This is a genomic window from Streptomyces sp. NPDC104226 (genome assembly GCF_055584085.1).
Window position 1 is genome coordinate 416,552 of the sequence record NZ_JBVJMS010000006.1, and the last position, 21,404, is coordinate 437,955.

The window sequence follows — 21,404 nt, forward strand, 5'->3', positions numbered from 1 at the left end:
CGTAGCCGGGCTCAGCGGGTCTTCCGCTCCACGCCGAGCCGAGTGCGGAGCAGTTCGCCCACCTCCGCGAAGGTGCGGAGCTGTTCCGGGGTCAGGATGTCGATCAGGTGGCGGCGCACCGATTCCACGTGGAGCGGGGCGGCCGTCATGATCGTGGTGACGCCCTGCTCGGTGAGCACCACTTCGGCGCCGCGGCCGTCGTCGGCCACCTCTTCGCGGCGGACGATGCCCCGCTGCTCCATCCGGGTGAGCTGGTGGGAGAGCCTGCTGCGGGACCACTGCATGAGGGTGGCGAGGGCGCTGATGCGCATGCGGTGGCCGTCGGTGGAGCCGAGGACGGACAGGACGTCGTAGTCGGCTTCGGAGAGCCCGCTGTCCTGGACGTCATCTCCGCCTCCGTCCGCCCCACCTCCGCCGCCCGCCCCCTGGCCCGCTGGGCCGCCGACCTGGCGCGCGAGCAGGGGCCGGGGCTCTTCGAGGTCACCCCCGTCGACCTCGCCGAGATCGCCCTGCCCTTCCTGGACGAGCCCGAGTACGCCTCGACCGGCATCTACGCCCACGCCCACACCCGCGCGTGGAGCGCTCTGGTCGACTCCGCCGACGCCTTCCTCTTCGTCCTGCCGATGTACAACGGCGGCTTCACCGCCCCCTTCAAGAACGCCGTCGACTTCCTCTACCGCGAATGGCAGGGCAAGCCCGCCGGCCTGCTCTCCTACAGCGCGGGCGGCTCCGGCGGCGCCCCGGCCGGCCGGATGCTGCGTCCGGTGCTGGAGTCCGTCGGCATGGTGCCGGCCCGGGCCTCGGCGGCCGTCCCGGGCATCACGGAGCTGGTCACGGCCGACGGGTTCCGGGCCCCGGAGGGCCTCGCGGGCGAGCTGGCGGCCGTACTGGAGGAGCTCGCCGCCCTCACGAGGACGCCGGTCAGGGCGTGACGAGCGTGCCGGCCAGGTGGTCGTACGCGGCGTGCGCGTGCAGCCGTACGCCCGTGAGCAGGGTGGCGTCGTCGGCGTAGAAGCCGGGGTGGTGGTTGCCGACCAGGCCCCGGCCGCCGGGGACGGGCACGGGCTCGCCGCTCGCCGGGTCCAGGGCGGTGTCCTGGACGCCGAGCATCACGTACAGCCCGCCGAAGCGGGTGATGAGCTCGGAGACGTCGTCGTAGCCGAGCGTGCCGCCGACCTCCACCACCCGGTCCGTGCCCGCGACCCGGCGCAGGGTGGGCAGTGCGGCCTCGACCCAGGCCGCGTCGTTGCGCACGGCGGGTACGTCCTGGAGCAGCTCGACGGTCGCGGAGGCCCCGTAGGCCTCGGCGGTGTGCTCGGCGAGCGCGGTCAGCCGGTGCTTGACCTCGGGCATGTCCCGCTCCTCGGCGCAGCGGATCGTGCCCGACAGGGTGACGGTTTCACCGATGACGTTGTACCGGCCGACGTCCTCGATGTGCCCGATGGAGACAGTGACCGGGGAGAACGCCGACACCTGCCGGTAGAGCTGGCCGATCCCGGTCAGCAGCGCCCCGACGGCGGGCATCGGATCGACGCCGTACCAGGGCGAGGAGGCGTGGGCCTGCCGGCCGGTGACCGTGACGCGGACCAGGCAGGAGGCCCCGTACATCGGGCCGGACTTGTAGCCCACCCAGCCCTTGGGATGCGGGGTGACGTGCATGCCGAAGGCCATCGTGGGGACGGGGTCCGCGAAGGCTCCCTCGGCCACCATCAGGCGCGCCCCGCCCTCCTCGTCCACCGGCGGGCCCTCCTCGGCGGGCTGGAAGACGAACAGCACGCTTCCGGGCAGCCGCTCCCGCACCCGTACGTCGGCCAGTGCGCGCGCGGCTCCGAGGAGCATCGCGGTGTGGCAGTCGTGGCCGCAGGCGTGCGAGGCCTGCCCGGTGGCGGCGAAGTCCGCGCCGCACCGGTCGGGGACGGGCAGCGCGTCCATGTCGGCCCGCAGCGCCGCCACCCGGTCCCCGGGCAGGCCGCCGCGCAGCACCCCGACCACCCCGTGCCCGGCGATGCCGGTCCGCACCTCGTCCAGTCCGAAGCCGGCGAGCTCCCGCGCCACGAGCCGCGCGGTGGCGGCCTCGCGGTTCGGCAGCTCCGGATTGCGGTGGAGGTGACGGCGCCAGCCGATCACCTGCTCGATGCCCTCGTCGCAGAGCTCGTCCAGCGTCTCGTGCACACCATCGGTCATACGCACGTTCTAGCCCATGCGCCGCGGCCCTCGGGCGCCCTTGCGCGAAGCTGGACAATGGACGGTGGCCCGGAAGCTTTTCCCACGTTTCTCACGTCCAGCAGGAGGACACGCATGGCAGATCCCGAGCGGACCGAGCGGAGGCTGCGGCCCGCGCAGTTGCTCTTCGAGCCGTCGGAGACCGTCACGGACCCGGAGCACTTCTTCGACCTCGAATCGATAGACGACCCGCGGGAACTGCTGGCCCGGGCGACGGAGCTGACCCTCGCCTTCCGCGCCGCCCAGGAGCGGGCGGTGGAGTTCCAGGCGGTGGCGGCGGCGCAGCTCGCGGACCCCCGGCGGTTCGACCGGCTGTCGGCGGCGGCGATCGCGGAGCAGGCGGAGTGGACCGAGGACTACGCCCGCAAGATGATCGAGTTCGGCGAGTCCCTGCTGCGCGGCACCTCCCCCGAGGGCGCCTGAGGGCGCACCCGACCGCCACTGGCATATGCGAGGCGCATCATGCGGGGCGCAAGATACTCCAGTCCCACCCGGCCTGTCCCGGTTTCCCGTAACTCCCGGAGATCGGTTCGCTACCGCGGGTAGACCTGGACGTATGACGACGCTGACCAGCTGCCCCGCGCTCGACCCGCGGCCGACGACCGCTTCCGCGAACCACGTCACCCCGGCCGGCGCCGCCTGGCTGGCGTCGGCCTCCGCCCGGCCCGGCGGCACGCTGGCCGCCTGGCAGGCCCGGCCCACCGCGCCCGCCGTGCTGCCCTGCGGGACCGCCTTCGACGTCGTCAACGTCCCCCTCGTCCTCGGCCGCCGGATGCTCGACCTGCTCTGGGCCGAAGGCCCCGGCTCCGGGCCGGCCGCCGTGCACCGCGGGCGGACCCTGCTCTTCGCCGCCCCCGGCACGGCCCACCGGCTCCCGGCCCTGCTGGCCTGGGAGGAGTGGAGCACCCCCGTCCCCGCACCGCTCTGCCACGGCCCCGGCGACGCCGTCACCGTGCCGCCGCTGGCCGCGGACGGCGGCTCCTCGCGCTGGCTCGTGGCGCCCGACGCACGGCTGCCCTGGCTGCCCGGACCCGAGGCGCTGCTGTGGGCGTTCGTCCGCGCCACCCGAGCTGCGGATATCGATTTTTCCGATCGCCGCTCGGGGTGCTAATGTCTCTCTCGTCACCAAGCGCCGCTAGCTCAGTTGGTTAGAGCAGCTGACTCTTAATCAGCGGGTCCGGGGTTCGAGTCCCTGGCGGCGCACAGACGCAGAAAGGCCCCCACTCACGTGGGGGCCTTTTTCGTCGTGCATCCACATCCCCATCCGCACCCCCACCCCACCCCACCCCACCCCTGGGCAGAATGGTCCAGACCTTCTAGGGTGAGCGTTCGTCACGTCCTTCCGCACGCAGTCGCCTTGGGGTGGTTGATGGTCACGCGCCGGTCCCTCCTGGTCCTCGCCGGATCGAGCGCGGGGGCCGTCGCCCTGCCCTCCGTGCCCGCGCGGGCCGCCGGGCACGGGGGGCAGGCCATCGACCTGCCCGCGCCCACCGCACGGCAGCCGGTGGGCACCGTCGACCTGCACCTGGTCGACCACGACCGCGACGACCCCCTCGCGCCGGACCGCCGGCCGCGCGAGCTGATGGTGCAGCTCTGGTACCCCGCGCTCACCGCCACCGGCTTCCGCCGGGCCCCGTACACCACGAGCCGGGTCGCCGCAGCCATGGAGGCGAGCCTGCCGCTCAAGGCGGGCACCGTGGGCGCCGTACGCCCGCACGCCCGGACCGGCGCACCGGCCGTGCCGGGAGCGCTGCCGCTGGTGCTGCTCGGGCACGGGCGCAAGGGCGGCCGCAGCAATGGCACCGCCCTCGCCGAGGAGCTCGCCTCGTACGGGTACCTGGTCGCGGGCATCGACCACACCTACGACGCCGCCGTGGTGGAGTTCCCGGGCGGCCGGACCGTCCACAGCGTGCTGCCCGAGGAGTCCGACGACTGGGACCGCCAGGAACGCCTCGAAACAGCCGCGCGCGTCGGTGACCTGCGGTTCGTCGCCACGACCCTGACCCGTCGGCGGCGCACCCCCTGCGCGGATCCCCGCCGGATCGGCGTCCTCGGGCATTCCATGGGCGGGGCCGCGGCCGCCGAGCTCCTCCGGGTGGACGACCGCTTCGCCGTCGGGATCGGCCTCGACGGCGCCCTGTTCGGGTCCCCGGTGGCCGACCTCGGGCTGGACCGCCCCTACCTGCTGCTCACCGCACTGGAGGACCACGACACCTGGCGGCGCTGGCGCGAGCACCAGCGCGGCTGGGGCCGCCAGCTGCGGGCGCGCGACACCGGCCACCTCACGTACACCGATCTGCCGCACTTCGCCGTCCCGGGCGGCCTCGCGGAGGCCTGGCCGCCGGAACTGTACGCCGAACTGCTCGGGACCCTGGCCCCGGCCCGCTCGACGGAGCTGATCCGGACGTACACCCGCCTGTGCCTCGACCGGTTCCTTAAGGGGCGGCCGTCGCCCCTGCTGGACGCCCCTTCCCCGCGCCACCCGGAGATCGACTTCCGCTGGACCCGCGGCTGACGTCGGCGGCGCCGGTGCCCGCACGGGTACCGGCACCGGCTCCCGCCGTCTCCCGCCGGCGCTACCGCTCCCGCGTGATCTTCACCGTGTACGCGCCCGACGGGGTGCGGTCCGCCACCTCCACGGTGATCCCCTCCTCCGGGACCGTGAAGGTCTCGCCCACCTCCAGGGGGGCGTCCGCCAGCGGCGGGTACACCGACCGGTCCCAGCAGGCCTCGGTGTCGGGGTGCGCGTCCACGACCTCGATCGGTCCGCCGCCCGAGGCCGCCTCGTTGCGGACGCGGTAGATGAGGACCCCCTCGGTGCAGGTGTCCCCGTCGTTGCCGGCGGAGCCCCGCGCCTCGACGGCGATCGCACTGCCGGGTCCCGTACGGACCACCGCGAGCCGGGTGCCGCCCGTGCCGCCCGGACGCGGGGCCTCGGACAGCGGCTGGAGGGTGTGCAGGGAGGAGCCGGAGCCCACGCAGTCCACCTGGGAGGCGTCCAGCCAGCCGAGCTTCCACTTCTGCCAGGCGAAGAGGTCCGGGGCCATGCCGAACTGGCTGCCCATGACGTCCCAGTCCCCGACGTACGTGTCCCAGTCGCCCTTGCCGTCCGAGGGGCGGTGGTAGAGGTCCGGCAGGTCGAAGACGTGCCCGGTCTCGTGGGCCAGCACGTTGCGGTCCGGCGGGTGCTTCTCGAAGACCGTGACGATGCGGCGCAGGTCGGTGCCGTCCGCCCGGATCGGCTGCTCGAAGTTGACGACCTTGGTGGCGTCGGAGTCGACGCCGGGCGCGTCCGGGTCGGCGACGAAGTAGACGACGTCGTACTGGCTGAAGTCCACCGACGGGTCGGCGCGAGCTACCGCGTCGCGCAGGTAGGCGGCCCGGTCCGCCGGGGCCCAGTCGCGCTGTATCCCGTAGGCGACGGACGGCTTCGGCATCTGGATCCACTGCTTCTGCGGGTGCGGGGCCAGCCGGAAGCGGCCGTAGGAGGCCCGCTCGAAGAACTCGCTGGTCGCCGGGAAGTAGTCGGCGGTGAGCTCGTCGGTGGTCAGGGTGGTGCGGTGGTCGGGGAAGGAGAGGAAGACCATGACCGCGTTGAGGGTGCGCTCGGGCTTGGGGTAGGCGCCGTTCCAGGTGTCCAGGCCCAGGGAGTGGTGGGCCGCGGTACGGGTCAGCGCGCAGGGTCCGGCTCCGGGAGCGGCGACTGCGGGTCCCGCGACGAGCGACATGGCGGCGAGCGCCGTGAGGGAAGTGAGCGCTGCCGCCGTGGTTCGCATGCGGGAGCGGTCCACTCCCCCGGGTGTCTGCTGTCGCGGCACATCGACCTCCGGTGGTGGATTGGTACCTGTTCATCCACCTTGAGGCGATTGTCTTACTAATGCCCTGTTCCGCTACCCCGCACGAGTGAGCACTGGGGCAAGCCGGTGACGTCGGGTTTCGCACATGTGCCTACGGAAAGTCACGACCGATCAGGTCGGGTCAGGGGTGGGCGCCGGATGCTCACAGCCATGCGGAAACGATCATTCGTCGTCAGGCCGACGAACCGTCATCACACCGAACTCCCGCGCCCCGTGCGGCGTCGCCGCTGGATAGGGCCGTCCGTGAGCCTCTATGATCGGCACACTTTCCTGCACGGACACTCACACGCACTGCGGGAGCCAACGGTGAGCGGAACCCCAGACGGAACCGGTTCGGCGGCCGACAGCATCCGGCCGACCATGACACAGCGTCACCCGGCGACCCCGGCGGCGACGGCAACCCCGGACCGCGCCGACCACCAGGCCGACTACCGGGCCGCCTTCAACGCGGCCCACCTCCCCATGGCCGTCGTCGACCGCGCCGGCCACATCGCCGGAGCCAACGAGGCCCTCGCCGCGCTCCTCGGCTCCGAGCCGCACCTCCTCGCCGGGCAGTCCGCCGCCGAGCTCGTCGACCTGGCCTCCGAGGCCCGGACCTGGCACGCCTACCAGGAGGTGCTGCGCGGCCGGCAGGCCCGGCTCCGCTGCACCCGCCGCCTCAAGCACCCCGACGGGCACTCCCTGTGGACCGAGATCACCCTCGGTCCCGTGGCCGGGACCGACACCGGTGACGTACTCCTCTCCGTCGCCGACATCAGCGACCGGCGCGACCTCCAGGCCCGGCTGCGCCACCTCCAGATGCACGACCCGGTGACCCGGCTGCCCAACCGGGCGCTGTTCTTCGAGCGGCTCTCCGCCGCCCTGGAAGCGTCCTCGTACGGGCAGAGCGGGACGGGCCGGATCGGCCTGTGCTACCTGGACCTCGACGGGTTCAAGGCCGTCAACGACACCCTCGGCCACCGGGTCGGCGACCGGCTGCTCACCGCCGTCGCCCAGCGGCTCAGCCAGTGCGCCGACCAGACCGGCTACGGGCGCACCGGCGGCCACCTGGTGGCCCGCCTCGGCGGCGACGAGTTCGCGCTGCTGGTCGAGGACTCCACCGGCACCGAGCAGCTCGCGGACCTGGCGCGGAGCGTCCTGGCCGCCGTACAGGAGCCCTTCGACCTGGCCGGCCAGCGGCTGGACGTCTCCGCGTCGATCGGGGTCGTGGAGCGGGCCGCCGCCGGGACCTCGGCGACCGGCCTGATGCAGGCCGCGGACACGACCCTGTACTGGGCCAAGGCGGACGGCAAGGCCCGCTGGACCCTCTTCGACCCCGAGCGCAACGCCCACCGCATGACCCGCCAGGCCCTGTCCTCGACGCTCCGCCCGGCCGTGGAGCGCGGCGAGTTCCTCGTGGAGTACCAGCCGCTGGTGGACCTGGAGAGCGGGGCCGTGCGCGGGGTGGAGGCGCTGGTGCGCTGGAACCACCCGCAGTTCGGCACACTGACGCCGAATCGGTTCATCGGACTTGCCGAAGAAGACGGCTCCATCGTCCAGTTGGGCCGCTGGGTGCTGCAGACCGCCTGCCGGCAGGCCCGGCGCTGGCAGATCGAGCAGCCCAGCGACGCCCCCGTCTTCGTCTCCGTCAACGTGGCCGTCCGCCAGGTCTGGGACTCCGACCTCGTCGGCGACGTCGCCGAGATCCTCGCGGAGACCGGCCTGGCCCCCCAGCTGCTCCAGCTCGAACTGACGGAGTCGGCCGTCATGGGCTCGGCGGGCCGCCCGCTCCAGGCCCTCCAGGCCCTGAGCGACATGGGGGTGCGGATCGCCATCGACGACTTCGGCACCGGCTACTCGAACCTGGCCTACCTCAGCCGCCTGCCCGTCTCCGTCCTCAAGCTCGACGGCTCCTTCGTCCGCGGCTTCCGCTACGAGGACGGCTCCCACCCGAACCCGGCCGACGAGACCATCGTCGAAGCCCTGGTCCAGCTCGCGCACCGACTGGGCCTGACGGTCACCGCCGAATGCGTGGAGACCGCCGGCCAGGCGGCCCGCCTGCGACGCGTCGGCTGCGACACCGGCCAGGGCTGGCTCTACTCCCGGGCGGTGGCCCCGGAGGCGATCGCCGCCATCATCGCCCGCCAGGCGGCGGGCACGGGCACGGTCCCCGCCCAGCCGGAGGGACCCGCGCCGCACCCCGAGGTGTGAGTCAGAGACTCCGGACGAAGGTGCCGAAGGCCTCCGGCGCGATGGTGAAGGCGGGGCCGTCGGGGTTCTTGGAGTCGCGGACGGCGATCCGGCAGGGCTGGGGGGCGATCTCGACGCACTCGCCGCCGTTCGTGCTGCTGTACGAAGCCTTGCGCCAGGCGGCGCTGCCGAGGGGGGCGCACTCGACACACTCACCGCCGGTGTTGCCGCTGTAGCTCGACTTACGCCACGCCGCGCTGGTCAGGTTCTGGCTGGTGCCCATAGCGTTCCTCCATTACGCGGATGATCAATGCCGCCGAGTCCTCCACGGAGAGAGCCGCGGCCTGCAGGTGAGCGTAACGAAGGGCAGCTTCCTTCACCGTCTCTGGGTTGGCCGTCATGCGCCCCGAGATGAGGTCCTCCGCGTAGACGATGTCCGGATCACCGTCGAACCTCATCGCGGTGAACGAGCCGATAAGACTTGCGTGTTCACCGGCCGAGAACGGCAGCACCTGAATCCTGATCCACCGCCTGCCCTGGAAGCTCAATAGATGCTCGAGCTGCTCCCGCATGACCCCCCGGCCACCGATCGGCCGGTAAAGGGCAGCTTCGTCCAGTACGACCCACGCCATGGGCGGTTGAGCTCGGTCCAGGATGCGCTGACGGTCCAGGCGCCCTGCGACCAAGTCATCCAGGTCATCAGGCAGACCCGTCGCCAGTACGGCGCGCGCGTATCGGGGTGTCTGCAGGAGTCCATAGACCAACTGAGCCTGATACGTGGAGATGAATGCAGCCCGAGCCTCCATCTCCGCGAACGGCTGGAACCACGTCGGCAGCACGCTCCGCAGGACCAGCCCCACCAGTCGGGAGAAATGCCCGTCCGTGTCCAGCGCGGCATCCAGCCGCTCCGAGAAGTCCCTGGTCGGGACCTTCCTCGCGGTCTCCACCTGACCGATCAGGGAGGCTGCGCAGAAGATGATGTCGCCCAGCTGCTGCTGTTTCAGGCCGGCAGCCTCCCGTAGGCGGCGGAGTTCGTTGCCGTAGTAGTCCAGCGGCGAGGCGCTGGGATCGAGAGCGCGGATGTTGACCATGGGATGGTCACCCCCATGAGGACGCGTGCGAATCCAACTCGTCGCCGAGCGTAGCGACCCCCGCACGCTGCGGTACGGGGAATCCCGCAACCCGTTGTCCATCCGGCTGGCCCCCGTCCCGAACGGGGCGCACGCAGGATGGAAGGCGCCCCACGGCCCTTCCTAGCCTCGGTTCATGATCCTTCGTCACATGTTCTTGTCCACCGCCGCACTGGCACTCACCGTGTCGGCCCTGCCCTCCGACACGGGCTGGTCCGTACAGCGCGGCGCCGACGCGGTGCGGGACGCCGGGGTCACCGGGGTGGCGGTCCGCGTGGACACTCCGCGGGGGACCGTAACGGCCCGCTCCGGGGCGGGGGTTCCGGAGGGCGGCTACCTGCGGCTGGGCAGTACCACCAAGACGTTCGTCGCCACCGTCGTGCTCCAACTGGTCGGCGAGAAGCGGCTCTCCCTCGACCAGACGGTGGAGGAGCTGCTGCCGGGGGTCGTCTCCGGCGCCGGGAACGACGGCCGGACCATCACCGTCCGCCAGCTGCTCCAGCACACCAGCGGTCTACCCGAGTACATCCTCGACGTGTTCCCCGAACCCAGTGCCCGGAGCTACTTCGCCAACCGGTGGCGGGCCTACGCCCCCGAGGAGCTGGTGGCGCTGGCCATGCGCCACGAGCCCGCCTTCCCGGCCGGCACCGGCTGGGCGTACTCCAACACGAACTACGTGCTGGCCGGGATGATCATCGAGAAGGTCACGGGCCGCACCTGGGAGGAGCAGGTCCACGACCGCATCCTGCGCCCGCTCGGCCTCCGGCACACCGCGACCCCCGGCACCTCGTCCTTCCTTCCGCGCCCGCACTCCACCAACCGCCAGCAGTTCACGGCGGACGGCCCGCTGGTCGACACGACGATCGCCTACCGTCCCTTCGACAGCGGGGCGGACGGCTCGATGACCGGTACGGCCGCCGACCTCAACCGCTTCTTCTCCGCCCTGGCCCGCGGAGAGCTGCTGAAGCCCGCCGAGCTCGCCGCCCTGCGCGACACCGTGCCGGTGGGTCCGGACAGCGGCCACCCGGAGGGCACCCGGGACGGACTTGGCCTGTTCTTCACGCCCCTGTCCTGCGGCGGCGGCTACCTCGGGCACGGGGGGAACGGCTTCGGCTACGAGGTCCAGGCGGCGACGACCACCGACGGGCGGCGCACCGTCACCGTGTCCGCGCACAGCCGCTCCGCGGACCCTGAGGTCGCGGCCCGCCAGGAGGAGGCGGTGCGCACCCTCATCGATCACGCCCTGTGCTGACACAGCAGCCCCCGCACCCTGGGAGGGGGATGCGGGGGCTGCCGGCGCTCGGCGCGGGGTGGGGGGATCAGCAGGCGCCGAGGTCCTGCCAGACACCCCATTCACCCGTGGTGCCGGGCACCTCGTTCTGCGTCCACCACTTGGCCTTGTACTTGCGGCCGTTGTACGAGACCTCGGTGCCACCGTTGTAGACGGTGCCCGCGACGTAGGCCGGAGCGATGCAGCCGGTGGGCGGCGTCGTCGGAGGCGTGGTCGGCGGGGTGGTCGGAGGCGTCGTGGGCGGGGTGGTGGGAGGCGTGGTCGGCGGGGTGGTCGGCGGCTGGGTGGTGCCGCCGAGGGAGTCCGAGATCTGGTTCAGCAGGGTCGCGTTGGCGTCCAGGCCGAGCAGGGAGTACATCATCGCGCCGGCCAGGCCGCGCTGCTTGCCGTAGTCGACACGGGCCTGGATGGACCGCTGGTTCAGGCCGGTGAAGAACTCGCCGTCCTTGTAGAAGTACGAGGCCTTGGCCTGGTCGTCCCAGAAGGTGGTCGCCGGGTTGTCGACGATGCCGCCGAGCTCCTTGTAGAGCGCGATGCCGGCCTGCTGGCTGGTCGGACGGGCGCCGGAGGCCTGGGAGGCGGGCTGGGCGAGACCGTTGGTGGTGCCGGGCTGCACGCCCTTCCAGCCGCGGTAGTAGAACTCGTAGCCCAGGACCAGCTTGTTGGCGGGGAAGCCGCCGGTGATGCCGTAGGCGGCGTTTCCGTCGAGCCAGGAGTCGACGGCGTTCTTGATGCTGTACTTCTCGTTGCCCGGGGCGATCACGTCGGTCGGGTCGGCCGCCGAGTTCAGCAGCGGGGACTGGTGGTACGTCGGGCCGTCCGAGTCCCAGGCGCCGTGCATGTCGTACGTCATGATGTTCGCGTAGTCGAGGTACGCGCCGATCTTGTCCGTCTCGATGTACTTGATCTTGTCCTGGCCGGCCGGGAGGGCCGAGGTCAGCAGGTACTTCTTGCCGCCGTTGGCCGCGCCGTAGGCGTCGAGCTGCTCGCGGAACTCCTTGAGCAGGAGCGTGAAGTTCTGCTTGTCCTCGGGGGCGTAGTGGTTGCCGAGGTGGCCGCCGGACGAGCCCGGGTACTCCCAGTCGATGTCGATGCCGTCGAAGATGCCGGCCGCGCTGCCCGCGCCGCCGTAGCCGCCCTCGACGGGCAGGTTGCCCTTGATGTACTGGTCGATGCAGGAGGAGACGAGCTTCTTGCGGGAAGCGTCGGTCTTGGCCGCGTCGCTGAAGTACTTCGAGTAGGTCCAGCCGCCGAGCGAGATGTTGATCTTCAGGTTCGGGTACTTCGCCTTGAGCTGCTTGAACTGGTTGAACACGCCGACGATCGGCTGGTCCCACTTGTCGGCGACGCCGCTGACGCTGTCGGCCGCGCTGAAGGACTTCTGGTAGTCGGCGTACGAGTCGCCCGCACCGTCACCGGCGTTGGGGTTGTTGTCGTCGCCCGCCGCCTTGTTCGCCTCGAAGCAGGTGAGGTTGGTGGGGTGGATGTTGCCGAACGAGTAGTTGATGACGTCCAACTTGCTCGCTATGCCACGGGTGTCGAGGTGCTTCGGGTAGAAGGCGTTCCCGTACACCGACCACTGGTCGTAGTAGGCGATCTTGACGTTGCCGGCCGCGGCGGTGGTCCCGGCCTCGGCGGCCGAGGCGGTGGTGAGTCCCGCGAAGGCGGCCAGCGTCCCGCCGGCCAGCGCGGCCGTGGCGGCGGCCGCGATGAGGGATTTACGGATGTGCATGAACTGCCTCCGGGGAAGTGGGAGGGGAAGGCAAGACTTCAGGTGGGGATAGTGATAGCGATCACGCCGGTCCCGAGTCAATGGTTTGGACCAAAGAAGGACTAGACCACTCCTGGGCCAGAACCCCACGTCAGCGACGTGGCACCCCACCGGAAATCACCCGCCACCCGCCGTGACGAGCGATTTAAGGCTGCCTTCATTCATGCTCCGGCAAGGTTTCGGCAACAAACCAGCCAAACTCCGGATGTCACCTCGTGCGAGTGCATGTGGGCTGGTGCGCATGCGTAAACCCCTCCGGGCGGGCGGGTTTCCGGCTGCAGAATCATGGGATGACCGGCAACCGAGTCACCCATCGCACCGTGGACGGCGTCCGCATACCCGGCACCTGGCGTCCCGCCTTCGTCCGCAACGGCCACCACCACCTGATCGACCTCTTCATCTACGCCGACGGGCTCGTCGACTGCTGGGGCCTGTGCACCGTCGAGGAGTTCGAGGGGAAGCTGCGGACCGGCTGGGTGGCCACCACCGTCCCCGAAGGCGCTGCCGCGGCCGCGCCGGGGATGGGTGAGTGGCGGTTCGGCGAGCCCCGGCACTGGACGCCCCCGGACCAGCTCGTGGCCGAAGTCCGCGACACCATCGACCAGCTGAACGGGCGGCCCGACTCGACCGCACGCTGCCTGGCCGCCGTGGACGTCTTCCTCGCAGACCGGACGGAGGAGAACCGCGCGGCGGCCCGCACCGCCTTCCTCGCCATCCCGCACGCGCAGCGGCAGTGGGCGCTGGGCGACGGGGACGAAAAGGCTTGGCAGCTGCGGGTGTTGGTGGCAGGGCCCGGCGGCCACACCGACCTGTTCCCGCAGGAGCCGGCTGTCACTCAGGCCCGCTACGACGAAGCCCTCGCGCACTTCGAGGGGCGAGCCCGCCTCAGGGGTGAGCAGGGCGCCGCCCGTCCGGCTGCGGACGGGCCGGCGGCTCTGTACGCGCCGACCGTCCGACTCCCCCACACGTTCAAGCCCGAGCGCGTGCCCGACCCGGGCTTGCTCGGACTGCGCAACGAGTACCCCGCCCCTGTGATCGTCGGGAAGGTCACCTACCCCTCCGTCACCCATGCCCACTGGGCCCTGTCCGTCGCCGATCGAGGGCTCGGCGCCGCGATCGCGGCGGCGGACACGTACGTCGCCGCACGCAAACTCGCGGTGGCGGCGCCGCGCCGCGAGGGCTCGGAGCAAGCACGTACCGCCTTCATGGCCGGCCTGCTGCGCGCCAAGTACGAACAGCACCCCGGCCTCTCCGAGGTCCTGCTGGCGACGGACGAAGCCACCCTGAGCTACGACGACTTCGACTCGTACTTCTGGGGAGACAACGCCGGCCGGGGCCGCAACTGGATGGGGCGGCTGCTCGAACTCGTCCGCTCCGAACTGCACATGCGGCGGGTCGGGTTCCCCGGGCCGTGAGGGGACCGGGGCGGGCGGGTCAGGCGTTCAGCTCCGGCATGCCGTATGCGTTCGCTACGAGCTCGTACGAGTGGAGGCGGGCCTCGCCGGAGTGGGCGTTGGCGGTCAGCATCAGCTCGTCGGCGCCCGTGCGCTTCGCGAGGTCGTCCAGGCCCGCCGTGACCTCGTCGGGGGTGCCGTGGACCACGCTCGCGAGGCGGTCGTCCACGAACTCCCGCTCCAGCGGCGTGTACGGGTACGCGGCCGCCTCCTCGGGCGTCGGGACCAGCCCGGGGCGTCCGCTGCGCAGCCGGAGCATCGACAGGGCGCCGGTCAGCACCTGCGCGCGGGCCTCCGCCCCGGTGTCGGCGGCGAGGGCGGCGACTCCGATGACGGCGTACGGGGCGTCCAGGACGGCCGAGGGGCGGAAGGACTGCCGGTAGAGGTCGAGGGCGGGCAGGGTCCCGGCCGGGGAGAAGTGGTGTGCGTAGGCGAAGGGCAGCCCGAGTCCGCCGGCGAGGCGGGCGCTGAAGCCGGAGGAGCCGAGGAGCCAGATCGGCGGCCGCCCGGCGGGGCCCTGGACGGGGCCGGGCACGGCGTGCACGCGGGCGTACGGGTGCCCGTCGGGGAAGTCGTCGTCGAGGAAGCGGATCAGCTCCGCGAGCTGCCGGGGGAACTCGTCCACGGCCTCGTCCCGTCGCCCGGCCCCGCGCAGCGCGGCGGCCGTCTGCCCGTCGGTGCCGGGGGCACGGCCGAGGCCGAGGTCGATCCGGCCGGGGGCCAGGGCCTCCAGGGTGCCGAACTGCTCGGCGATGGCGAGGGGGGCGTGGTTGGGCAGCATGACCCCGCCCGAGCCGAGCCGGATCCGGGAGGTGTGGGCGGCCAGGTGGGCCAGGATCACGGCCGGGGAGGAGCTGGCGACCCCGGGCATGGAGTGGTGTTCGGCGACCCAGTGGCGGTGGAAGCCGCGGGATTCGGCGAGCCGGGCGATGTCGACGCTGGTGCGCAGGGAGGCGTGGGCGGTGCTGCCCGCGCCGACGGTGACGAGGTCGAGCACGGAGAGCGGTACCGGCGCACGGCCCTGGGCGGTCCCGCGGATTCCCGTACCGGTTTCGGTCCCCGTACCGGTTCCGGTTGCCGTTCCGGTTCCGGAGTCGGGTGCGCTCCCCTGTCGCCGCCCCGGGTCCCCCGCGCCACTGAGCTCACTCATCGCCACTCCCGCTCCGCTCGCCCGTCCGTCCTCGTCCCTACGAAGAAACCGAACCGCGCGGCCGGTCCGGGCATTCCCGGCACACTCGGACACCGTCCATGACCTTGGCATATGCCACAGGAGTAGATCGAGGCAGAGCGACGTAATTGAGCCATCAATCTCATCAACAGGCGCTCCGGACGGCCTTCTTGATGGCTATCGTGTGAGAGCAAGCGGTAACAACCTGCTAGGGGGAAACCGTGGCGCTGAAGCCCGAGCCGACCGCGCCGTTCCACTCGGTGCAGTACGCCCTGCGCGTACTCGAAACGGTCGCCCGCCATACAGGCGGCGTGACCGACATACAGATCGCGCGCGAGACGGGCCTGCCTTCGGCCCATCTCGCCCCCATGCTCCTCATGCTCCGCCGCGAGGGGTACGTACTGCAGGTGTCCGACGGCGCCTACGCCATCGGGGACTCGCTCGTCCTCCTCGGCTCCGGCGCCGACCGCCAGCAGGCGCTGCAGGACAAACTTCAGGACACCCTGGACCGGCTGCGCGATTCCGTCGGCGCCGCGGTCTACATCAGCCGGTACGTGGACGGCGAGGTCCGGATCACCCAGTTCGCGGACAGCCCGCGCACCCCCAAGGTCCACGAGTGGGTGGACTTCCGCTCGGCGGCCCACGCCAGCGCCGTCGGCAAGTGCCTGCTGACCCAGCTCGACCTGGACGGACGGCGCGACCACCTGTCCCGGCACAAGATCGCCCGGCTGACGTCGAAGACCATCGTGAACGAGCGGATCCTCTTCTCGAAGCTGGACAGCCAGCCGGCCACGGTACCCACGCTCGACCTGCAGGAATACGCCGTCGGCACGGTCTGCGCGGCCGTCCCGATCACGGCGGGAGCCTCGGTGGGCTGCCTGGCCCTGTCGCTGCCCGTGGAGCACGCCCACCGGCTGCGGGCCGCGGCCGACGTGCTGAACCGCAAGGCCGCGCCGCTGCTGCTGTCGCTCACCCTCTGAGGGGTGGCCGGGCCGGCCCGGAGTGGCCGGGAACGGCCGGAAAACACTTCGGGCGGTTCCCGGTGAACCGGAAACCGCCCGAAGTACAGGTGCGCCGCCAGGGACTCGAACCCCGGACCCGCTGATTAAGAGTCAGCTGCTCTAACCAACTGAGCTAGCGGCGCCTGACAGAGAAAATACTACCTGGTCCTCCAGGGTGCTCAAAACCAGTTCCGATCCCGCTTCCGGAAGCACCCCCCGGCCGCCCCCGTCAGCGCCCCAGCAGACCGGCCCGCCCCTGGGCCTCGTAGGCGGCCAGGAGTCCCTGCAGGTCATCCGGCTCCAGCTTCCGGTACGCGTCCTCGCCGCGCGGCCGCCACCAGACCGGGTCGGCGGTCTGGAAGGCCTCGCCGCGCAGGGAGACCCGGTGGACCTTGTTGGTCGCCGTGGTCGGCATGGCGGAGACGACGCGTACGTAGCGCGGGGCCATCTTCGTGCCGAGGTCGGGCTGGGCGGCGAGGAAGGACGCGAAGCCCTGCGGGGAGAAGACGGCGCCCTCGCGCAGGGCCACGGCGGCCATGACCTGGTCGCCCGCCACCTCGTCCGGCACGGCGTAGACGGCGACCGCGGCCGCCCGGGTCCAGCGGGCCAGGATGTTCTCGATCACGGCTGCGGCCAGGTTCTCGCTGTCGACGCGCAGCCGGTCGTCGGTGCGGCCGGCGAAGTAGAGGAAGCCCTCGGGGTCGCGGAAGAAGAGGTCCCCGGTCCAGTACCAGCCGTCGCGGGTGCGGGCGGCCTCCGCGTCGGGGTTGCGCCAGTAGCCCTCGAAGAGGCTGCGGCCCTTGTTGACCAGCTCGCCGATGGCCTCGGAGCCGTTGAGGAGGCGGCCCTGCGGGTCGAGCACGGCCGGCGGGCACTCGAGGCCCGTCTCCGGGTCGATGACGGCCAGGTCGTCGCCCGCGCCGGCCCGGCCCAGGGCGCCGGGCGGGGTGTCGGGGGTGCGCTGGACGGAGGCGCCGCCCTCGGTGGCCCCGTAGCCCTCGACGAGGCGGACCCCGAAGCGCTCGGCGAAGCGCGCGGCGTCCACGGCGCCCGCCTCGGTGCCGAAGCCGAGGCGCAGGGCGTGGGTGCGGTCGTCGGGGCGGGGCGGGGTCGCGAGGAGGTACTGCACGGCCCGGCCTACGTAGGTGAAGTACGTCGCCTCGTAGGCGCGTACGTCGTCCAGGAACGCGGAGGCCGAGAAGCGGCGGCGCAGGGCCACGGCGGCCCCGGCCACGAGCGCGGGGAGCCAGTCGGCGATGACGGCGTTGCCGTGGAAGAGGGGCATGCAGATGTAGTGGACGTCGTCCGGGGTGACCGAAAAGTGACGTGCGAGCGAGGCTCCGGCGGCGGCCAGGCGGCCCTGGGTGCAGATGGCGGCCTTGGGGGCTCCGGTGGAGCCGGAGGTGAAGTAGAGCAGCAGGCGGGAGGCCGGGGTCGGGCCGTCGCCGAGCGTCGCGTCACCGGGCTTCGCCCCCGCGTACCGGGCGATCAGGGCCTCGTACTCCGGCGTGTCCGTGACCAGGAGGCGTACGCCGGGCAGGTCCAGGCCGCGCAGGAGCGGCAGGTGGGTCCGCTCGGTCACCAGGATCCGGCAGTCGGTGTGCAGGATGTCGCGGGCCAGCTCGGGACCGCGCCGGGTCGGGTTGATCCCGGCGACGGCGGCCCCGGCGAGGGCCGCCGCGCCGAGCCAGAACGGGAACTCGGGGGTGTTGTCGAGCAGCACCCCGATGTGCGGCTCCGCCCCCGGCGGCAGCAGGTCGACGAGGAGCGCGGCGCGCGCCGCGGCCTCCATGGCGGTCCGGTGGTGGCTGAGGACGCCGTCGGCGTACTTCAGACCGGGCCGGTGGTCGCCCCATTGGCTCGCGATGAGCTCCGCGACGGTTTCGGGTGTCGTCGTCCGCATGCCGCCGGAGGATAGCTGACGTTCTGTCAGAAATGAACGTCGGGCGGGGAGTCGGAGGTCGCCTGCGGTCAGAACTGGACGTCGGAGCAGGAGTAGAAGGCCATCGGGGTGTCGTTGACGGTCCACACGGCGAGGATCATGTGCCGGCCGGTCTTGCCGCTCGGCATGGTGCCCTGGTGGACGGTGGTCATGGCGGGGCGGGCGCCGTTGTAGGCGACCGTGAGGAAGGGCTGCGGGTCGAGGGCGGCCCGGGTGAGCGGCTTGGTGGAGTCCCAGCCGTTCTTGGTGACGTAGTACCGGAAGTCGGTGGTGGAGTGGTTCGCGGTGAACTGCCAGCGGAAGCTGTAGCTCTGCCCGCTGGTCACCGGGGTGGCCGGCCAGGCACCGCCGCGCGGGTCGTCGAGCTGGGCGAACTCCGGGTGGTTGCCCGCACATATGCGGCCGTCGGCGGGACCGGCCGCGGGGAAGCCCTTGAGGCCTTCGACGCTCTGGGGCTCCCACTGGATGGGGCCGCAGTCGGACACGGTCTTGTTGGCACAGAGCTTCTGGCGGCTGATCGGGGTGTCGGTGTACCCGTGGCTGCTGGCCGTGGGGGCCGTGACGAGCGCGAGGGCGGCGACGACTCCGAGGCCGACGGTGGTGGCGGTGGCCGTGGCGGCGGCCCGCTTGGTTCTGGGCATGCGGAAGGAACGCATGAGGCTGATGCTCCTTGAACGTGGGGGGATGTCCGGAGAGAGCGTGCGCACGCGTGGGGATGGGCCGTACCGGTGTCGGCGGCACGGCCCGGTCACGAGATCTGAATTGCTCTTCTTTAGGTCTAGACCAAGTCCCACAGTATTGACGGGAGTTGGCCATGTCCAGACCAACGGAAAAACGGGTGGTCCGGACCAACCGGATTCCACCCGTTCTCCATCGGTCCGGACCACGCCGGTGAGGACTACTCCGCGCGGCCCGTGTAGAACGCGACCGTCAGGTCCTTCACGAGGGCCTTGCGCTCGTAGTCGTCGAGCTCCACGATCCCGCGCGAGGTGAGCCGGTGGACGGTGTCGTCCACCGCGTCCACCACCGAGGTCAGGACGGTGTCCCGGTGCTTGGCGTCGATCGCCGCGACCCGGCGCCGGCGCATGGCGTCCGCGACCTCGGGGGCGTACTCGATCCGGGTGGGCTGCGCCGAGAACACCTCCACGCCGACCGCCTCGGTCTCGGAGGCCAGCATCCGGGTCAGCGCGTCGCCGACGGCTTCGGCGTCGCGCAGGGTCGGGGCGTCCTCGTGGAAGGCGTCCGCGGGGAGCTGGGACAGGACCCGTGCCATGGCCGACTCGACCTGCTCGGCGAGGTAGTCGACGTGGTCCTCCACGGCCAGGGTCGCCCGGGCCGTGTCCTTGACCTGCCAGACCACCTGGACGACGACCTGGAGCGCGAGGCCGCCCGAGTCCACGGCGGGCATCGGGTCGCTGCGCCAGTGGCGCAGCCGGACGTCGACCCGGCGGCGCAGCAGGAGCGGGCTGATCCAGGTCAGGCCGGTACGGCGGACCGTGCCGCGGTAGCGGCCGAAGAGGGTGAGCACCCAGGCGTGGCCGGCCCGGCCACGGCCCAGCCCGCCGAGGGCGAGGAGGGCGACGATCCCGAGGAAGGCGAGCGGGGGCCAGAAGCGCGCCTGCAGTCCCCGGTAGGGGCGGGGCTCCGCGCCGAACGCCAGCGCGAGGGAGTCCGGGACGGCCCCGGCCCGCCAGAGCACGACCGCGCAGCCGGCGAGAGCGATCGCGCCCACGGCGACCGCGATCCAGCCGGGCAGCACCGGGCCGCGGTGCTCGTGGAGCCGGTCGTCGCCACGGGGCACGCGGCGTCCGGGGGCGGACCGGGCGGGGACGGCGGCCTTGGCCTTCGGCTCCGGCTTCGGCTCCGGTTCGCGCTGCGGCTTGGGCTCCGGCTGCGGCTTGGGCTCCGGCTTCGGCTGCGGGTGGGTCGCGCCGCGGAACGGGAGGTGCACCGGCACCTCCGTCACCGCGACCCCGCGTGCCGCGGTGACCCGGGGCAGGTCCTGCGTATCGTCCTCGGCGATCCGCGCCACGGCTCGCGCGACGACCTCGGCGATGTCGGCGCCGGCCGCGGCGGCCGCGCTGTCCGCGCCTTCCGCGCTGTCGGGCCCGGGCACGATGCCGTGGCCGGTAGCCGCGTCCTGCGGATCGAGCGCGGCTTCGCCGGGGGCGGGCTCGCTGTCCGTGGTCATGCCGGTTGCGGGCTCGAAGCCGGTGGCCTCGCCTTCGGCAGCCCTGACGGTGGCAGCCCCGCCCGTGGCGGGCTCGCGGGTTGCGGGCTCGAAGCCGGTGACCTCGCCGATGGCGGGCTCGCCCGTCGCGGGCTGCCCGTCCGCGGCGGGCCGGCCGGGTCGGCCGTTGCCTGCGGGGCCGCCGTCCACGGGGGCGGCGTCCCCGGCGGTGCCCGGAGCGGGCACGGACCAGGTCAGCTCCCGCCGGCCGGCCGGGTCTGCCTGGTCGGCGTCTCCCGGCTCGGGCAGGAGGTCCCGTACGGGGTGCGGATCCGCGTACTCGGCCTCCGGGGCGGGGGCCGCGTGCTGCGGGGTGCGGCCCTGTTCGGCGCCCGCGCCTCCCTGTCCGGGCAGGTCCCAGGCAGCGGGCGGACCCGCGTGCCGCGGGGCGTGCTCCGCCCTGGCGGGGGCCGCGACGGCCAGGGACCAGGCCTCGTCCTGCGGGTGCGCGCGGGCGGCTTCGGCGTCGGGGGTCGTCCGCAGCCGGAGCGTGGCCGCACCCGCGTGGACCGCCTCGTCCAGGGGGTGCGGGATGTCCACTCCCGCCTCGGCCTGCGCCCGCGCCGCGGGTACGTCGCTGCGCGCCGCCTCCCCCACCCGTACGACGGGCCCGTGCGGCGCAGCGCCCGAAGCCTGCGCCGCCACACCCACGGCGACGAGTCCGTCGGCTTCCCCGCGCACGGCCCCGGAGCACTCCGGCACCCCACCGGCCGCCCCGACCGCCAACGGCTCGGCGGAAACCACGGCCGACACCCCCTCGACCACCGAGGAAGCACCCGCCACGGCCCGGTCATGCTCGCCCGACGGGTACGAGGTCCGCTCGGCACGGGGGTCGGCAGCGGTCGTGGCAGGAACCCACTTGGAAGGGGCCGGCTCGGACGTGGCCCGGTCGGGCGTGGCCCGGTCGGAGCCCTGCTCAGTGCCGGGCTCGGCTCCCGCGGCCCGGTCGTGCTCGGCCGCAACGGCCCACCGGGGGGCGGCGGCTGCCGGTGCGGATCCCGCCTCTGCGGGGGCAACCGGGATGGCTCCGCCAGAGGCGACAGCACCCGTACCGGCTCCGTACGGGGTGGGCTGCTCGGCCTCCGTGGGGGTCGGGCGGGGGGTGGGGTACGGGGGGACTTCGAAGGTGCCCGTGGTCGAGGTGGTGCGCGTGGGGTACATCGTTGCC

General features: G+C 72.5%; 17 protein-coding genes, 2 tRNA genes and 1 pseudogene. 9 read left to right on the forward strand and 11 right to left on the reverse strand.

Features of this window, described 5'->3' with window-relative positions; all coding sequences use genetic code 11:
- Positions 1-11 precede the first annotated feature (11 nt).
- Positions 12-344, reverse strand: coding sequence for a MarR family winged helix-turn-helix transcriptional regulator (locus ACZ60J_RS21165; protein ID WP_469684109.1), 333 nt, complete (start codon positions 342-344; stop codon positions 12-14).
- Between ACZ60J_RS21165 and ACZ60J_RS21170 the strand changes: the two genes are divergently transcribed.
- Positions 315-932 carry an NADPH-dependent FMN reductase gene (locus ACZ60J_RS21170; RefSeq protein ID WP_469683837.1) on the forward strand — a complete coding sequence of 206 codons (618 nt, stop codon included), beginning with the start codon at positions 315-317 and terminating at the stop codon, positions 930-932. The genes ACZ60J_RS21165 and ACZ60J_RS21170 overlap by 30 nt on opposite strands.
- Here ACZ60J_RS21170 and ACZ60J_RS21175 read toward each other — a convergent pair.
- Entirely contained in the window at positions 922-2,184 is a 1,263-nt protein-coding gene (locus tag ACZ60J_RS21175; protein ID WP_469683838.1) for a M20 metallopeptidase family protein, read from the reverse strand. The two genes, ACZ60J_RS21170 and ACZ60J_RS21175, sit on opposite strands and share 11 nt — an antisense overlap.
- A gap of 114 nt (positions 2,185-2,298) precedes the next feature.
- Between ACZ60J_RS21175 and ACZ60J_RS21180 the strand changes: the two genes are divergently transcribed.
- The 4 genes and pseudogenes from ACZ60J_RS21180 to ACZ60J_RS21195 all read left to right on the forward strand — a co-directional run bounded on the left by ACZ60J_RS21180 (position 2,299) and on the right by ACZ60J_RS21195 (position 4,738).
- Positions 2,299-2,646 (forward strand): hypothetical protein, encoded by a 348-nt coding sequence (locus ACZ60J_RS21180; protein ID WP_469683840.1) that lies wholly within the window; start codon positions 2,299-2,301, stop codon positions 2,644-2,646.
- Positions 2,647-2,779: 133 nt separating this feature from the next.
- A pseudogene (locus ACZ60J_RS21185) lies at positions 2,780-3,362 on the forward strand (bifunctional DNA primase/polymerase).
- Positions 3,353-3,426, forward strand: a tRNA-Lys gene (locus ACZ60J_RS21190). The pseudogene ACZ60J_RS21185 and the gene ACZ60J_RS21190 overlap by 10 nt, the downstream one beginning before the upstream one ends.
- A 166-nt stretch (positions 3,427-3,592) precedes the next feature.
- A complete protein-coding gene (locus tag ACZ60J_RS21195) occupies positions 3,593-4,738 on the forward strand; it encodes an alpha/beta hydrolase (protein ID WP_469683842.1) in 1,146 nt (381 codons plus the stop codon).
- 61 nt (positions 4,739-4,799) lie between these two features.
- Here ACZ60J_RS21195 and ACZ60J_RS21200 read toward each other — a convergent pair whose 3' ends face one another.
- Positions 4,800-5,999 (reverse strand): M6 family metalloprotease domain-containing protein, encoded by a 1,200-nt coding sequence (locus ACZ60J_RS21200; RefSeq protein ID WP_469683843.1) that lies wholly within the window; start codon positions 5,997-5,999, stop codon positions 4,800-4,802.
- 441 nt (positions 6,000-6,440) lie between these two features.
- Between ACZ60J_RS21200 and ACZ60J_RS21205 the strand changes: the two genes are divergently transcribed.
- The gene (locus tag ACZ60J_RS21205; protein WP_469683845.1) at positions 6,441-8,270 is read left to right on the forward strand and encodes a putative bifunctional diguanylate cyclase/phosphodiesterase; all 1,830 of its coding nucleotides are present in this window, start codon (positions 6,441-6,443) and stop codon (positions 8,268-8,270) included.
- 1 nt (position 8,271) lies between these two features.
- Here the strand turns inward: ACZ60J_RS21205 and ACZ60J_RS21210 are convergent, their stop codons facing one another.
- Together ACZ60J_RS21210 and ACZ60J_RS21215 are read right to left on the reverse strand one after the other, a co-directional pair.
- Positions 8,272-8,532, reverse strand: coding sequence for a DUF397 domain-containing protein (locus tag ACZ60J_RS21210; protein ID WP_469683846.1), 261 nt, complete (start codon positions 8,530-8,532; stop codon positions 8,272-8,274).
- Positions 8,492-9,340 (reverse strand): helix-turn-helix domain-containing protein, encoded by an 849-nt coding sequence (locus tag ACZ60J_RS21215; RefSeq protein ID WP_469683847.1) that lies wholly within the window; start codon positions 9,338-9,340, stop codon positions 8,492-8,494. Before ACZ60J_RS21215 ends, ACZ60J_RS21210 begins: the two co-directional genes overlap by 41 nt.
- 175 nt (positions 9,341-9,515) lie before the next feature.
- Here ACZ60J_RS21215 and ACZ60J_RS21220 point away from each other — a divergent pair, with 175 nt between their 5' ends.
- On the forward strand, positions 9,516-10,631 hold the full coding sequence (locus ACZ60J_RS21220) for a serine hydrolase domain-containing protein (RefSeq protein WP_469683849.1): 1,116 nt from the start codon (positions 9,516-9,518) through the stop codon (positions 10,629-10,631).
- Between the two features lie 67 nt (positions 10,632-10,698).
- Here ACZ60J_RS21220 and ACZ60J_RS21225 read toward each other — a convergent pair whose 3' ends face one another.
- Entirely contained in the window at positions 10,699-12,402 is a 1,704-nt protein-coding gene (locus ACZ60J_RS21225) for a glycosyl hydrolase family 18 protein (protein WP_469683850.1), read from the reverse strand.
- Between the two features lie 329 nt (positions 12,403-12,731).
- Between ACZ60J_RS21225 and ACZ60J_RS21230 the strand changes: the two genes are divergently transcribed.
- Positions 12,732-13,856, forward strand: a complete 1,125-nt coding sequence (locus ACZ60J_RS21230; protein ID WP_469683851.1) for an NADAR family protein — start codon at positions 12,732-12,734, stop codon at positions 13,854-13,856.
- A gap of 19 nt (positions 13,857-13,875) precedes the next feature.
- Here ACZ60J_RS21230 and ACZ60J_RS21235 read toward each other — a convergent pair whose 3' ends face one another.
- Positions 13,876-15,045, reverse strand: coding sequence for an LLM class flavin-dependent oxidoreductase (locus tag ACZ60J_RS21235; RefSeq protein WP_469683853.1), 1,170 nt, complete (start codon positions 15,043-15,045; stop codon positions 13,876-13,878).
- A 239-nt stretch (positions 15,046-15,284) separates the two neighbouring features.
- On the opposite strand from ACZ60J_RS21235, the gene ACZ60J_RS21240 reads away from it, so the two are divergent.
- Complete coding sequence (locus tag ACZ60J_RS21240; RefSeq protein WP_469683854.1) at positions 15,285-16,043, forward strand: IclR family transcriptional regulator; 759 nt, start codon at positions 15,285-15,287, stop codon at positions 16,041-16,043.
- Positions 16,044-16,133: 90 nt separating this feature from the next.
- Here ACZ60J_RS21240 and ACZ60J_RS21245 read toward each other — a convergent pair.
- The 4 genes from ACZ60J_RS21245 to ACZ60J_RS21260 form a co-directional block, all read right to left on the reverse strand.
- Positions 16,134-16,207: transfer RNA gene (locus ACZ60J_RS21245), tRNA-Lys, on the reverse strand.
- An 86-nt stretch (positions 16,208-16,293) separates the two neighbouring features.
- Positions 16,294-17,967: an AMP-binding protein gene (locus tag ACZ60J_RS21250; RefSeq protein WP_469683856.1), complete on the reverse strand. Its 1,674-nt coding sequence runs from the start codon at positions 17,965-17,967 to the stop codon at positions 16,294-16,296.
- Between the two features lie 68 nt (positions 17,968-18,035).
- Positions 18,036-18,662: a lytic polysaccharide monooxygenase auxiliary activity family 9 protein gene (locus ACZ60J_RS21255; RefSeq protein WP_469683858.1), complete on the reverse strand. Its 627-nt coding sequence runs from the start codon at positions 18,660-18,662 to the stop codon at positions 18,036-18,038.
- A gap of 242 nt (positions 18,663-18,904) precedes the next feature.
- On the reverse strand, positions 18,905-21,397 hold the full coding sequence (locus tag ACZ60J_RS21260; protein ID WP_469683859.1) for an SPFH domain-containing protein: 2,493 nt from the start codon (positions 21,395-21,397) through the stop codon (positions 18,905-18,907).
- Positions 21,398-21,404: the final 7 nt, after the last annotated feature.

What these genes read in the sequence shown, in the direction of transcription:
- ACZ60J_RS21175 (WP_469683838.1), bottom strand. Translation starts at nt 2,184, where the DNA reads ATGACCGATGGTGTGCACGAGACGCTGGACGAGCTCTGCGACGAGGGC.
- ACZ60J_RS21225 (WP_469683850.1), bottom strand. Translation starts at nt 12,402, where the DNA reads ATGCACATCCGTAAATCCCTCATCGCGGCCGCCGCCACGGCCGCGCTG.
- ACZ60J_RS21180 (WP_469683840.1), top strand. Translation starts at nt 2,299, where the DNA reads ATGGCAGATCCCGAGCGGACCGAGCGGAGGCTGCGGCCCGCGCAGTTG.
- ACZ60J_RS21200 (WP_469683843.1), bottom strand. Translation starts at nt 5,999, where the DNA reads ATGCGAACCACGGCGGCAGCGCTCACTTCCCTCACGGCGCTCGCCGCC.
- ACZ60J_RS21205 (WP_469683845.1), top strand. Translation starts at nt 6,441, where the DNA reads ATGACACAGCGTCACCCGGCGACCCCGGCGGCGACGGCAACCCCGGAC.
- ACZ60J_RS21235 (WP_469683853.1), bottom strand. Translation starts at nt 15,045, where the DNA reads ATGAGTGAGCTCAGTGGCGCGGGGGACCCGGGGCGGCGACAGGGGAGC.
- ACZ60J_RS21250 (WP_469683856.1), bottom strand. Translation starts at nt 17,967, where the DNA reads ATGCGGACGACGACACCCGAAACCGTCGCGGAGCTCATCGCGAGCCAA.
- ACZ60J_RS21230 (WP_469683851.1), top strand. Translation starts at nt 12,732, where the DNA reads ATGACCGGCAACCGAGTCACCCATCGCACCGTGGACGGCGTCCGCATA.
- ACZ60J_RS21260 (WP_469683859.1), bottom strand. Translation starts at nt 21,397, where the DNA reads ATGTACCCCACGCGCACCACCTCGACCACGGGCACCTTCGAAGTCCCC.
- ACZ60J_RS21210 (WP_469683846.1), bottom strand. Translation starts at nt 8,532, where the DNA reads ATGGGCACCAGCCAGAACCTGACCAGCGCGGCGTGGCGTAAGTCGAGC.
- ACZ60J_RS21195 (WP_469683842.1), top strand. Translation starts at nt 3,593, where the DNA reads ATGGTCACGCGCCGGTCCCTCCTGGTCCTCGCCGGATCGAGCGCGGGG.
- ACZ60J_RS21255 (WP_469683858.1), bottom strand. Translation starts at nt 18,662, where the DNA reads ATGCGTTCCTTCCGCATGCCCAGAACCAAGCGGGCCGCCGCCACGGCC.
- ACZ60J_RS21220 (WP_469683849.1), top strand. Translation starts at nt 9,516, where the DNA reads ATGATCCTTCGTCACATGTTCTTGTCCACCGCCGCACTGGCACTCACC.
- ACZ60J_RS21215 (WP_469683847.1), bottom strand. Translation starts at nt 9,340, where the DNA reads ATGGTCAACATCCGCGCTCTCGATCCCAGCGCCTCGCCGCTGGACTAC.